12 protein-coding genes are annotated in these 12,017 nt (G+C 65.9%); 6 read left to right on the forward strand and 6 right to left on the reverse strand.

What is annotated here, in order from left to right; all coding sequences use genetic code 11:
* Positions 1-21 precede the first annotated feature (21 nt).
* The 4 genes from lptA to argS form a co-directional block, all read right to left on the reverse strand.
* On the reverse strand, positions 22-681 hold the full coding sequence (lptA, locus tag ACOQFS_RS16950; RefSeq protein ID WP_421563997.1) for a lipopolysaccharide transport periplasmic protein LptA: 660 nt from the start codon (positions 679-681) through the stop codon (positions 22-24).
* A 111-nt stretch (positions 682-792) separates the two neighbouring features.
* Positions 793-1,449: a thiol:disulfide interchange protein DsbA/DsbL gene (locus ACOQFS_RS16955; protein WP_421564007.1), complete on the reverse strand. Its 657-nt coding sequence runs from the start codon at positions 1,447-1,449 to the stop codon at positions 793-795.
* Positions 1,450-1,555: 106 nt separating this feature from the next.
* Complete coding sequence (locus ACOQFS_RS16960) at positions 1,556-2,215, reverse strand: SPOR domain-containing protein (RefSeq protein ID WP_421563998.1); 660 nt, start codon at positions 2,213-2,215, stop codon at positions 1,556-1,558.
* Between the two features lie 15 nt (positions 2,216-2,230).
* Positions 2,231-3,940, reverse strand: coding sequence for an arginine--tRNA ligase (gene argS, locus ACOQFS_RS16965; protein ID WP_421563999.1), 1,710 nt, complete (start codon positions 3,938-3,940; stop codon positions 2,231-2,233).
* A 123-nt stretch (positions 3,941-4,063) separates the two neighbouring features.
* Between argS and ACOQFS_RS16970 the strand changes: the two genes are divergently transcribed.
* Entirely contained in the window at positions 4,064-4,354 is a 291-nt protein-coding gene (locus ACOQFS_RS16970) for a PsiF family protein (RefSeq protein WP_421564000.1), read from the forward strand.
* An 85-nt stretch (positions 4,355-4,439) separates the two neighbouring features.
* Here ACOQFS_RS16970 and ACOQFS_RS16975 read toward each other — a convergent pair whose 3' ends face one another.
* Positions 4,440-4,886, reverse strand: a complete 447-nt coding sequence (locus ACOQFS_RS16975) for a DUF2214 family protein (RefSeq protein WP_421564008.1) — start codon at positions 4,884-4,886, stop codon at positions 4,440-4,442.
* A 100-nt stretch (positions 4,887-4,986) separates the two neighbouring features.
* A complete protein-coding gene (locus tag ACOQFS_RS16980) occupies positions 4,987-5,913 on the reverse strand; it encodes a LysR family transcriptional regulator (RefSeq protein ID WP_421564001.1) in 927 nt (308 codons plus the stop codon).
* A gap of 233 nt (positions 5,914-6,146) precedes the next feature.
* On the opposite strand from ACOQFS_RS16980, the gene ACOQFS_RS16985 reads away from it, so the two are divergent.
* The 5 genes from ACOQFS_RS16985 (at position 6,147) to ACOQFS_RS17005 (ending at position 11,744) form a co-directional block, all read left to right on the forward strand.
* A complete protein-coding gene (locus ACOQFS_RS16985) occupies positions 6,147-8,357 on the forward strand; it encodes a malate synthase G (protein ID WP_421564002.1) in 2,211 nt (736 codons plus the stop codon).
* A 288-nt stretch (positions 8,358-8,645) separates the two neighbouring features.
* On the forward strand, positions 8,646-8,879 hold the full coding sequence (locus tag ACOQFS_RS16990; protein WP_421564003.1) for a cysteine-rich CWC family protein: 234 nt from the start codon (positions 8,646-8,648) through the stop codon (positions 8,877-8,879).
* Between the two features lie 40 nt (positions 8,880-8,919).
* On the forward strand, positions 8,920-9,108 hold the full coding sequence (locus tag ACOQFS_RS16995; RefSeq protein ID WP_421564004.1) for a 4-oxalocrotonate tautomerase: 189 nt from the start codon (positions 8,920-8,922) through the stop codon (positions 9,106-9,108).
* Between the two features lie 143 nt (positions 9,109-9,251).
* On the forward strand, positions 9,252-10,727 hold the full coding sequence (locus ACOQFS_RS17000) for a DHA2 family efflux MFS transporter permease subunit (RefSeq protein WP_421564005.1): 1,476 nt from the start codon (positions 9,252-9,254) through the stop codon (positions 10,725-10,727).
* 249 nt (positions 10,728-10,976) lie between these two features.
* Positions 10,977-11,744: a class II glutamine amidotransferase gene (locus ACOQFS_RS17005; RefSeq protein ID WP_421564009.1), complete on the forward strand. Its 768-nt coding sequence runs from the start codon at positions 10,977-10,979 to the stop codon at positions 11,742-11,744.
* Positions 11,745-12,017: the final 273 nt, after the last annotated feature.

Raw genomic sequence — 12,017 nt, forward strand, 5'->3', positions numbered from 1 at the left:
CGGGGTGCAAGGGCTGCGCGCTCACCGGGAGCCGCCGCCAAGGCTGTTGCTGGGGCGCAGCGCCGGGGCCGATGCAGCCGGCGCTGCCGGCGCGGCGGCCGCGTTGGGCGGCGGGTCCTTGGGAGACAGCACGGCGCGCACGCGGCCACCGGGCGCGGGTGTGGCAGCGCCTGCCGCGCTGGTGGAGGACGCTCGCTGGCCATCCACGGTGAAGACGTCGGTGGTGTTGTTGTAGACGATCACCGCGCCGGTGATCTCGTCGGAGAGCACCGAGCCCCGGTAGCGGCGCAGCTCTGCGCGGGTGATGAAGCGCACGTTGTCGGCCTTGCCATCGTATTCAATGACTTCGCTTTCGCCTTCGATGAACTCATCGGGCGCGCCGGGCGCGGTGTCGCGCTTTTGGCGGAAGAACGCCCGCTTGCCGGGTTCGGCCGTCACCACGCCGTACTGATAGCCGTCCGCGTCCTGGCGCACGTCCAGCCGCGCGCCGCGCAGCACGATGGTGCCCTTGGTCATGACCACGCGGCCCGAGAACACACTGGTCTGCTTGAGCTCGTCGTGGCGCAGGGCGTCGGCCTCGATGTTCATGGGCTTGGCCCGGTCGGCCTTTTCAGCGTGTGCCGCGCCCACGGCGCAGGCCGCGGCGACGAGCAGAAGGGTCGGGAGTAGGCGATGGTTCATAGGGCACGAATCTTGCAGTCCATTGTAGCCACGCAGGCACAGCCCCAAGCAAAAAGCCCGCAATTGCGGGCTCTTCGCAGCGTGCCCCGGAGGGCGGTTGGCAGAAAACCGTCAGCCTTTGCGGGCGACGGCGGCCAGGTGGTCCACCACCTGCAGCACGGTTTGCATGCTGCCGGCCATGGTGCCGTCGGTGTAGTACTTGCCGGCCACGCCCATCGAAGGCACGCCTTCCACGCCGTAGGCGTCCTGCAGCTGCGACGCGCGCCGCACCTGGTTGGACACCGAGAACGAGCCGTAGACTTCCTTGAACTTGGCGGCGTCCACGCCTTGCTGCGTCACCCAGGCCAGGATTTCGTCGTCCTTGGCGAGCTTGAGTTTTTCGACGTGGATGGCGCGGAACACCTTGCCATGCAGCTCGTCGAGCTTGCCCATGCCTTCCAGCGTGAAGTACAGCTTTTGCTGCGGCACGAAGCTGGCGTTGAACGCCACGGGCATGCGGCGCACGCTCAGGTCCTTGGGCGCGGCCTTGATCCAGGACTCGAGCACGGGCTCGAACGCGTTGCAGTGGGGGCAGCTGTACCAGAAGAACTCGATCACATCGACCTTGCCGGCGGGGGCATCGGGGGTGACGGGCTTGTCCAGCCGCTTGTAGTCCTTGCCCTCCTTGAACTGGCGGGCCTGGGCCAGCGCGGGGGTGGCCACGGGCAGCGCCAGGGCGGAAGCAGCCACGGCGGTCGCGGCAGACAAAGAAAACTCACGGCGTTTCATCACAAAGACTCTCCTGTTACAGGTCTGGGGGATGTGAGCCATGCCCCCTCAAAAAGTTCAGCCCCGGCCTGGCGGGCCGCCGGGGTGGTGAGCGCCCTCACACGCGTCAGCGCTGCACCCGCACGAGCGCGGAGTCCATGCCCGCGCCGTCCAGCTTTTCCTTGATGCGCTCGGCGTCGTCGCGCTTGCTGAAGGGGCCCACCCGCACGCGGAAGACGGCGCGGCCGTTCTGCTCGCGTTCGCTCACGCGGGCCTCCCAGCCCATCATCGCCAGCTTGGCGCGCTGGGCATCGGCGTCCTGCTGGGTGCGGAAGGCCCCCGCCTGCACGAAATAGTCGAACGGGTCCACGTTGCCGGTGGCCGCAGCACGGGCCACGGCCAGGTCTCCCAGAGGATCGGCGCCGGGGCGTGTCTCGGCCTTCGCATCGGCCTTGCTGGCGGCGGGCCGGGGGGCCGAGGCTGCGGCGCGTGTGTCCGCCGGGGCGCTGGCGCCGGGGGCCGGTTTGGCCGCAGGCTCGGGCGCCGCAGCCACAGGCGGCGTGGGCGGGCGCGCCGGATTGCGCCCGTACAGGGGCGAATTGGGGTCCCAGTTCTTGTTCTTCTGCGACTCTGCGGCGTCCATGTCGGCGCCGCGGCCCCCTCCCTTGTTCAGGAAGGGCACCGGCACCTTGGTCACATACACAGCCACCGCCAGGGCGGCCCCCAGGCCCACGATGACGCCGACGATAAAGCCGATGATGGTCCCGCCCGCTTGTTGCTTCTTCATGGTGAAAGTCACTGCTTACATTCTGGCCGGGGCCGACACGCCCAGCACGGCGAGGCCATTGTGCAACACCTGGGCCGTGGCGGCGACGAGCGCCAGGCGCGCCTTCTTCACCGCGTCGTCGTCCACCAGGATGCGCTCGGCGTCGTAGTAGCTGTGGTAGCTGGCGGCCAGGTCGCGCAGGTAGAAGGTCACGTCGTGCGGCGCCTCGCCGTCGGCGGCGGCGGTGAGCATCTCGGGGTATTTGGCCAGCTGCAGCATCAAGGCCTGGGCCTGCGGGCCTTCGAGGGCCGACAGGTCCACATCCTTGAGCGACGCCACATCGCCACCACCCGCCTCTTGCCAGGCGCGCAGCACCGACTGGATACGCGCATGCGCGTACTGCACGTAGTACACCGGGTTGTCGTTGTTCTGCGCCACGGCCAGATCCACGTCGAAGGTGTATTCGGTGTCGGGCTTGCGGCTCAGGAGGAAGAAACGCACCGCATCCTTGCTGGTCCACTCGATCAGATCGCGCAGCGTGACGTAGCTGCCCGCGCGCTTGCTGATCTTGACCTCTTCGCCGCCCTTGACCACCCGCACCATGGTGTGCAGCACGTAGTCAGGGTAACCCTCTGGAATGCCCACATCGGCCGCCTGCAGGCCCGCGCGCACGCGGGCGATGGTGCCGTGGTGGTCCGTGCCCTGGATATTGACCACCTTGGTGAAGCCGCGCTCCCACTTGGCGATGTGGTAGGCCACGTCGGGCACGAAGTAGGTGAAAGAGCCGTCCTGCTTGCGCATGACGCGGTCCTTGTCGTCACCGTAGTCGGTGCTCTTGAGCCACAGCGCGCCGTCCTGCTCGTAGGTCTTGCCATTGGCGATGAGCTTGTTCACCGTGGCCTCGACGCGGCCGCTGGTGTACAGGCTCGATTCGAGGTAGTACTCGTCGAAGTGCAGGTTGAACGCCTGCAGGTCCTTGTCCTGCTCGTTGCGCAAGTAGGCGACGGCGAACTGGCGGATGTTGTCGTAATCCTCCACGTCGCCGTTGGCGGTGAACTCGCGATCGTCGGCCTTCACCGTGGCCTTGGCCTTGAAAGCCTCGGCAATGTCGGCGATGTAGTCGCCGTTGTAGAAGTTCTTGGCCAGCGGGTTGTCGCTGTCGGTGGGCCAGCAGTCATCGCCGGGCTTGAAGCCCTTGGCGCGCAGCTGCGTGCTTTTGGTGAGCGTGTCGATCTGCACCCCCGCGTCGTTGTAATAGAACTCGCGGTGCACCTGAAAGCCCTGGGTGCTGAACAGGTTGCAGATGGCGTCGCCCAAAGCGGCCTGGCGACCGTGGCCCACGTGCAGCGGACCGGTGGGGTTGGCCGAGACAAATTCGACCAGCACGCGCTGGCCGTTGGGGGCCTGGTACCCGAAGCGCTCACCCGCGGCCAGCACTTCGCGCACCACTTCCTGCTTGGCGGCGGGCTTCAGGCGGATGTTCAAAAAGCCCGGGCCGGCGATTTCGATGGCACCCACCCAACGCTGGAAGGCGGGCGTGGCCTCCAGCGCCGCCTTGAGCTGCTCGCCCAGGGCGCGGGGGTTGAGCTTCAGGGGCTTGGCGAGCTGCATGGCGGCCGTGCAGGCCAGGTCGCCATGCGCGGCCACCTTGGGAGATTCGAATGCGGCCTTGGCGCCTGCGCCGGGAGTCAGTTTTTCCAACTCGGCCGCGAGCGCGGCGAGCAATTCATTTTTGGCGGTAAGCATCGGCGGATTTTACGGGGCCGTGGCGACCGGCCCACGGCGGGTGTCGGCGCGCTTGTTGCCCCGATCGTTGTGTGCTGGAATCCCCCTCGGATTCATCCCAAAACCGACATCACAGGAGAAACCATGAAATCCATTCTTTCGCTGGCAGCCCTGGGCCTGGCGCTTTCGTTCGGCCTGAACGCCCACGCGGCCGACGACGCCAAGGCGCCCACGGCGCAGCAGTCCAAGATGGCCACCTGCAATAAAGAGGCCGGCGACAAGAAGGGCGACGAGCGCAAGGCCTTCATGAAGACCTGCCTGAGCAACAAGCCCGCCACGCAGCAGGACCGGATGAAGACCTGCAACGCCGACGCCAAGGACAAGAAGGGCGACGAGCGTAAGGCCTTCATGAGCGAGTGCCTCAAGAAGAAGTAAGCAAGCAGGCAAGCCGTTCGGGCAACGCAGTCCGACCATCCGCCACCGCCGCCCGGCGTGGCGGATATTTTTTGGCCGGCCGGGCCTACCAGCCCCGCGCCCAGAACACCGCGATCAGGGCCACCACCGGCAGTACATGGGCCTGGATCATCACCAGCCGCCGCACCCGGCTGACCTCGGCCTCCGCCGGAAGCACGCCGGTGGCATGCAGGTCCCGGCGCCAGCGGCGAAACGCGGCCGACGGCCACAGCGAAAGGATGGCCATGGCCACCACCAGCGTGATCTTGAGGTGGAACAGCGGCTGCGACACATACCAGGACAGGCCCTTGACGCCCCAGGCCAGGCGCGCCAGGCCGCTGGCAATCATCACCATGGCCGAGATGCCATAGATCACCTCCAGCCGGCCGAGGCGCTCCACCACGGCGGCATTGAGCCACTCGGCGCGGCACAGCGCCGCCTGGCTCGACAGAAACACCACAAAGGTCAGGATGGCCAGCAGGTGGACGGCGGCCAGGATGGCTTCAAGGGGCATGTTCATGGTTTCCTCCGATCGGTGCCGCATTGTGGGCCGGGCCATTGGCAGACCGCCGCGGCGGTCTGCACACGCCCCAGCGTGTGGCGTCTTTCAACCCTCAGCCCCCCCGCCAGAAGGCCGGCTGCGCGTACTGGTGCTTGAGGTATTCGATCCACAGCCGCACGCGCAGCGGCAGGTGCTTGCGCTGGGGGAAGACCACGTAGATGCCGTTGGCCGGCGCTGCAAATTCCTCCAGCACGGCGACGAGGTGGCCTGCGGCGATCTCGGCCTCCACCTCCCAGGTGCTGCGCCAGGCGATGCCATAGCCCGCCAGGCACCAGTCGTGCAGCACCTGACCGTCGGAGCAGTCGAGCGGACCGCCCGGCTTGAGGTGCATGACCTCGGTGGCACCGCCCTCTGCGAGTGGAACGCGGAACGCCCAGCCCCGGGTCTGCGAGGCGTCGCTGGACAGGGTGAGGCAGTCGTGCTGGGGCAGGTCGGCCGGGGCGCGCGGGGTGCCGCGCCGCGCCAGGTAGGCGGGTGTGGCCACGCACAGGCGGCGGTTGTCGGCGATGCGCACGCTGACCAGCGACGAATCCGGCAGGTCGCCCACGCGCACCGCGCAGTCAAAGCCTTCGCCGGCCAGGTCCACCACCCGGTCGCTCAGATTCAGCGAGATGGTCACGTCGGGGTGCTCAGAGCGAAAACGCGGCACCAGCGGCGCCACGTGGCGACGGCCGAAGCCGGCGGGCGCGGTGATGCGCAGGTGGCCCGTGGCCTTGACGCCGCCTTCGGACACGCTGGCCTCGGCATTGGCCACGTCGGCCAGCAAGCGCTGGCAGTCTTCCAGAAAGGCGCTGCCTTCGTGCGTGAGGCTGATGCGCCGCGTGGTGCGCACCAGCAACTTCACGCCCAGATGTTCTTCGAGCGCATCGAGCCGCCGGCCCATGATGGCGGGCGCCACGCCCTCGGCCTTGGCGGCGGCCGTGAGGCTGCCGCGCGTGGCCACGGACACAAAGGATTCAAAGGCCTTGAGCTTGTCCATACACAAAAACTTTTGATGAAATTGGGCTTTAGCGCTTATCTGCAAACAACTTTTTGCTTCTTTTTTTATAGCGAAAAGATAGCGCACAGAGAGGGTGTGCGGTTTTGCAAAAAAGTCATTGGTTAAGAGATTTTCTGCGTATTTATATACGCGCGCATTTGGAATACAGTCTGATCCATCGTGCCAGTGATGGCATCCCTCCTTTTCTTTTTCTTTTTTCAGAGAGCTTTTCCATGACCGACCGCACCCCCGTTCACGGCCTGCAAGTGGCCACCTCCCTGTACCGCTTTGTTGAAGACAAGGTGCTGCCCGGCACGGGCGTGGACAGCGCCGCGTTCTGGAAGGGGTTTGACGCCATCGTGGCCGACCTGGCGCCCCGCAATATCGCCCTGCTGGCCGAGCGCGACCGCCTGCAGACCGAGCTGGACACCTGGCACAAGGCCAACCCCGGCCCCATCAAGGACATGGTGGCCTATCGCGGCTTCCTCGAAAAGATCGGCTACCTGGTGCCCCAGCCTGCCGATGTGAAGGCAACCACCGCCAACGTGGACGACGAGCTGGCCACGCAGGCCGGCCCGCAGCTGGTGGTGCCCATCCTGAACGCGCGCTATGCGCTGAACGCCGCCAACGCGCGTTGGGGCAGCCTGTATGACGCGCTGTATGGCACCGACGCCATCAGCGAAGAAGGCGGGGCCGAGAAGGGCAAGGGCTACAACCCCGTGCGCGGCGCCAAGGTGATCGCATTTGCGCGCCAGGTGCTGGATGACACGGCCCCCCTGGCCAGCGGTTCGCACAAGGATTCGACCGGCTACAAGGTCGAAGGCGGTCAGCTGGTGGTGTCCCTGGCCAACGGCAGCACCACGGGCCTGAAGGACGCTTTGCAGTTCAAGGGCTACCAGGGCGATGCGGCCGCACCTTCGTCGGTGCTGCTGCAGCACAACGGCCTGCACCTCGACATCCAGATCGACCGCTCGACGCCCATCGGCCAGAGCGATGCGGCCGGCGTGAGCGACCTGGTGCTGGAAGCGGCCCTGTCCACCATCCTGGACCTGGAAGATTCGGTGGCCGCCGTGGACGCCGAAGACAAGGTGCTGGGCTACAGCAACTGGCTGGGCATTATTCAGGCCACGCTGACCGAGCAGGTGGCCAAGGGCGGCAAGACCTTCACGCGCGGGCTGAACCCTGACCGCATCTACACCGGCCCCGCAGGCGGCGAAGTGCGCCTGCATGGCCGCTCGCTGATGTTCCTGCGCAATGTGGGACACCTGATGACGAACCCGGCCATCCTGTGGAAGGACGCCCAAGGCCAGGTGCGCGAGATTCCGGAGGGCATCATGGATGCCGTGGTGACCACCGCCATTGCCCTGCACGACCTGCAAGGCCACGGTAAAGACGGCATCCGCAACTCCCGCAAGGGCAGCGTCTACATCGTCAAGCCCAAGATGCACGGCCCCGCCGAGGTGGGCTTTGCGGCCGAGCTGTTCGGCCGCGTCGAAACGCTGCTGGGCCTGCCCGACAGCACGGTGAAGCTGGGCATCATGGACGAGGAGCGCCGCACCTCCGTCAACCTGAAGGCCTGTATTGCCGCTGCATCGAGCCGCGTGGCGTTCATCAACACCGGCTTCCTGGACCGCACCGGCGACGAGATGCACACCGCCATGCATGCGGGCCCCATGGTGCGCAAGGGCGACATGAAGACCAGTGCGTGGATTCAGAGCTACGAGAAGAACAACGTGCTGGTGGGCCTGTCGTGCGGCCTGCGCGGCAAGGCGCAGATCGGCAAGGGCATGTGGGCCATGCCCGACCTGATGGCCGAGATGCTCAAGCAGAAGATTGCCCACCCCAAGGCCGGTGCCAACACCGCCTGGGTGCCCAGCCCCACGGGTGCCACGCTGCACGCCCTGCACTACCACCAGGTCAAGGTCAGCGACATCCAGATCGAGCTGGAAAAGACCGACGTGAACGCCGAGCGTGACAATCTGCTGACCGGCCTGCTGACCGTGCCCGTGGCAGCCGCCCCGAACTGGAGTGACGCCGAGAAGCAGCAGGAGCTGGACAACAACGCGCAGGGCATTCTCGGCTATGTGGTGCGCTGGGTGGACCAGGGCGTGGGCTGCTCCAAGGTGCCCGATATCCACAACGTGGGCCTGATGGAAGACCGCGCCACACTGCGCATCAGCAGCCAGCACATGGCCAACTGGCTGCTGCACGGCGTGGTGACCGAGGCGCAGGTGCGCGAGACCTTCGAACGCATGGCGGCGGTGGTGGACCAGCAGAATGCAGGCGACCCGCAGTACCAGCCGATGGCGGGCAACTTCGCTACCAGCATGGCCTACAAGGCGGCCTGCGACCTGGTCTTCAAGGGCATGGAGCAGCCCAGCGGCTACACCGAGCCGCTGCTGCACGCCTGGCGCCTCAAGCTCAAGGCCGCGTCGGCGGCCTGACGTCGCCCCGCACCGTCCGGCCCGGTCCCGTCCGGGACGGTGCCGGTCGGCTTGCGGCGGATTCGGGGGTGCGTGTACAGCGCCATTGCCACTGACTGCGCGCGCCGAAATCGCTACGAAGTTTGTAGCTGCATTCGCTTTACAGATAAGCGCTGACGGCTGTTTTTACGCCAATTCTTGTCTCCGCCATGCTGCGAGCAGTGTGGTGGGGCTCCGCATTTGCGCCGGGCGGCGTGCACCGTACACTGGACGCCGCCCCTCTCGCATGGGGCCATCGCCCCCCATATCGTGTCAGCGCCCTCCTCGCCCTCCCCTTCGCTCGCGGGCTCGCCCGCCCGTTGCCCGCTGTGTGGGCGGGCCAACCAGTGCGCCATTGCCGCCGGGCAGCCGGCCGAGACCTGCTGGTGCATGTCCCGCGCGCTCAATGCCGAAGTGCTGCGTGCGCTGCCGCCGGATCTGCGGGGCCGCGCTTGCATCTGCCCCGCGTGTGGCGCCCCGGCCGAGCCGCGCGCCCCGATATGATTTCTCCCTTTTCACTCACACCCGCTGCAAGGAAGCTGACATGCCCACGTACCACGTCGAAATGATGGAAGGCCGCACGATTGAACAAAAACGGAAGCTGGTGGAAGAAATCACCCGCGTTTCCGTCGAAGTGCTCGGCGGCTCGCCCGAGTCGGTCGACATCCTCATCACCGACATCAAGCGCGAGAACTGGGCCACAGGCGGCAAGCTCTGGTCTGAACGGACCTGAGGCGGTAGATACACAAGGGCGCGTCATGCGCCCTTTTCGCTTTTTCGGCCCGGCGCACGGGCCGCCCGCGCACCGCGTGCCGATCACCTGCACCGTGGTTCCATTCTTCGCTGCCAGCCCGTCTCCATCCACCCTGCCGCCCCATGCCTGCTCCTTCGTCGCCCGGATCGCTGGCTGCACTGCGCGCACGCCATGGCGAGCGTTACCGCTGGCTGCTGCTGCTTTCGGTCATGGTCGGCACGATGGCGGCCATCATGTCCTCCACCATCGTGAATGTGGCCATTCCCGACATGAGCCAGCATTTCGCGCTCGGCCAGGCGCGGGCACAGTGGGTCACATCGGGCTTCATGGTGGCCACCACGGTCTCCATGCTCACCACCCCATGGCTTCTGTCGCGCTATGGCTACCGACTGACATACGCAGGCGCCATGCTCGTTCTGCTGCTGGGTGGCGTGGGCGGGGGGTTCGCCCAGGACTTCGGCCTGGTGCTGGTAGCCCGCGTGGCGGAGGGGCTGGCTGCCGGTGTGGTGCAGCCGATTCCGGCCGTCATCATCCTTCACGCGTTCCAGCCCCACGAACAGGGGCGCGCCAGCGGCATCTTTGGCATGGGCGTTGTCCTTGCTCCCGCCATCGGGCCCAGCGTTGGCGGGCTGCTCGTCGACTGGTTCGGTTGGCGGTCCATTTTCTTCATGGTGGTGCCGCTGTGCCTTGCGTCGCTGTGGCTCGCCTACAAATTTGTGCCGGTGACAGCGCCCGGTGGGGTTGAAGCCAACCGCCGTGGCGCGCCTCTGGACTGGCGCGGCCTGCTGCTGGGCACTGCGGGCACGCTGTGCCTTCTGAACGGCCTGGTGACTTTGCACGGCGGCTCCGCATCCGAAGCCCTGGGCCTGCTTGCCGCTTCGGCTGTGTCCGTCGCGGCTTTCATTGCCTGGCAGCGGCGTCTCCTCCATCAGTCGCGCAAGCCGCTCATGGACCTGCGCCTGTTTCAGTACCGGCCGTTCGCCATGGGCAGCATCGTGGCGTTCATCTACGGCACGGCGCTGTTCGGCTCCACCTATCTGCTGCCGGTGTTTCTGCAGATGGGGCTCAAAATGTCACCGTCCCATGTCGGCACCCTCATGCTGCCGGCCGGCTTGGTGCTTGCCGTCACCATCGCGCTGGTGGGGCGGCTCGCCGACCGGCGGCCCACGCACCTCCTTGTCTGCACGGGCCTCGGCCTGCTTGCGTTGTCTTTCGCGCTGATGGTGTGCGTGTCGCCCGTTTCGCCGCTGTGGATGCTGGTTGCGTTCACAGCCCTTGGCCGTGTCGGCCTGGGCTTTATCCTTCCGTCCTTGAATCTGGGCGCGCTGCGCCCGCTCGACAGGGCATTGATATCGCAGGGTTCCAGCGCCATCGGTTTTCTGCGCATGCTGGGGGGTGCTGCGGGAGTCAGCCTGTGCGGTATTTTTCTGGAGTGGCGGTTGAGCGCGCATGGCGCGACCCTGATCTCCGGTGGCGCAGATCCGGCGCGCTTGGCAGCGTTTGCGGAGACATTTTTGGTGCTGGCATTGTTGTGCGGTGTGGCGCTGGTGGCAGCGTGGCGTCTGCGTGCGACAGAAGGCTCGCGGGGTCCGCTGTGAAGTCTGCCCCTGCAAGCGCCCGTATGCGCATCCATGCGCGTATCCTCACGCGTCTGTGGGCATGGAGAGTCCGGTGTGCGTGCGCGGTGATTGCGCACTGGTAAAAGGCTGAGCGCGCCGCCGTCGCGCCACCGCTGGTGGGGGTGTAGTGGCATCCGTCACCACTGAAGGACTGGCAGCGTGGAGCGCTTTGTGCCTCCTCGTGCGCCGCGCCCCTTTCTTTTTCGATTGCTTTTTCGGAGCCTTTCCATGTGCCAGTTGCTCGGCATGAATTGCAACGTCCCCACCGACGTGACTTTCAGCTTCAAGGGTTTTGCCCAGCGCGGCGGCAGGACCGACCATCACAGCGACGGCTGGGGCATTGCGTTCTTCGAGGACAAGGGGCTGCGGCACTTTGTGGATCATCTGGCAGCCGTGGACTCTCCGATCGCAGAGCTTATCCGCCGGTATCCCATCAAGAGCCGCAATGTCATTGCCCACATCCGCAAAGCCACGCAGGGCGTCGTCAACCTGCAGAACTGCCACCCCTTTGTGCGGGAGCTTTGGGGGCGATACTGGGTGTTTGCGCACAACGGTGATCTCAAGGATTTCCGCCCCCGGCTTCACGCGCACTTTCACCCCGTGGGTGATACCGACAGCGAACACGCGTTCTGCTGGATCATGCAGGAGTTGGCCAAGTCGCACGCCAGTGTCCCCCCGATCGCGGAGTTGACACTCACGCTCAGAGAACTTGCAGCGCGAATTGCGCCGCGAGGCACGTTCAACTTTCTGCTCTCCAACGGCCAGGCGCTGTGGGCCCATGCATCCACCAGCCTCTGCTACATCGAACGACGCTTTCCTTTCGGCGAGGCACAGCTCAGCGACGAAGATGTGCGGCTCGACTTTTCGAAAGAGACGCAAGCGACCGACGAGGTGGCGGTGATCGCCACAAGCCCTCTCACCACCAACGAGCGGTGGACGGCATTTGAACCCGGCGAGCTGGCCGTCTTTTCGCAAGGGCGCAGGGTGGAATTCTGATCGTGTGAGCGGTCTTTTGGCGGACCATACGACACACCGCAGACGAGAGTGCGCTGGCAGGTAGAAGCATCCATATGTGAGAGGGCTGTTCCGAGGCTTGCGGCTGCAGAAGGGTTTAAGCCGCGGTGCCTCACGACTCTGGCCCCGTTCGATCGAGATCCTCGGACGCCTGCAAGTGAACAAACGCATCGCCGAAAGCAAAAAACCCCAGCATTGTTTGAATGCTGGGGTTTTCTGGGCTGTAAGAGCCTGACGATGACCTACTTTCACACG

This window comes from Paracidovorax sp. MALMAid1276, assembly GCF_049198005.1.
Classification (GTDB): domain Bacteria; phylum Pseudomonadota; class Gammaproteobacteria; order Burkholderiales; family Burkholderiaceae_C; genus Acidovorax.

Coding starts and splice junctions, on each gene's coding strand:
- lptA (WP_421563997.1), bottom strand. CDS start 681: ATGAACCATCGCCTACTCCCGACCCTTCTGCTCGTCGCCGCGGCCTGC.
- ACOQFS_RS16970 (WP_421564000.1), top strand. CDS start 4,064: ATGAAATCCATTCTTTCGCTGGCAGCCCTGGGCCTGGCGCTTTCGTTC.
- ACOQFS_RS16960 (WP_421563998.1), bottom strand. CDS start 2,215: ATGAAGAAGCAACAAGCGGGCGGGACCATCATCGGCTTTATCGTCGGC.
- ACOQFS_RS16980 (WP_421564001.1), bottom strand. CDS start 5,913: ATGGACAAGCTCAAGGCCTTTGAATCCTTTGTGTCCGTGGCCACGCGC.
- argS (WP_421563999.1), bottom strand. CDS start 3,940: ATGCTTACCGCCAAAAATGAATTGCTCGCCGCGCTCGCGGCCGAGTTG.
- ACOQFS_RS16975 (WP_421564008.1), bottom strand. CDS start 4,886: ATGCCCCTTGAAGCCATCCTGGCCGCCGTCCACCTGCTGGCCATCCTG.
- ACOQFS_RS17000 (WP_421564005.1), top strand. CDS start 9,252: ATGCCTGCTCCTTCGTCGCCCGGATCGCTGGCTGCACTGCGCGCACGC.
- ACOQFS_RS16955 (WP_421564007.1), bottom strand. CDS start 1,449: ATGAAACGCCGTGAGTTTTCTTTGTCTGCCGCGACCGCCGTGGCTGCT.
- ACOQFS_RS16995 (WP_421564004.1), top strand. CDS start 8,920: ATGCCCACGTACCACGTCGAAATGATGGAAGGCCGCACGATTGAACAA.
- ACOQFS_RS17005 (WP_421564009.1), top strand. CDS start 10,977: ATGTGCCAGTTGCTCGGCATGAATTGCAACGTCCCCACCGACGTGACT.
- ACOQFS_RS16985 (WP_421564002.1), top strand. CDS start 6,147: ATGACCGACCGCACCCCCGTTCACGGCCTGCAAGTGGCCACCTCCCTG.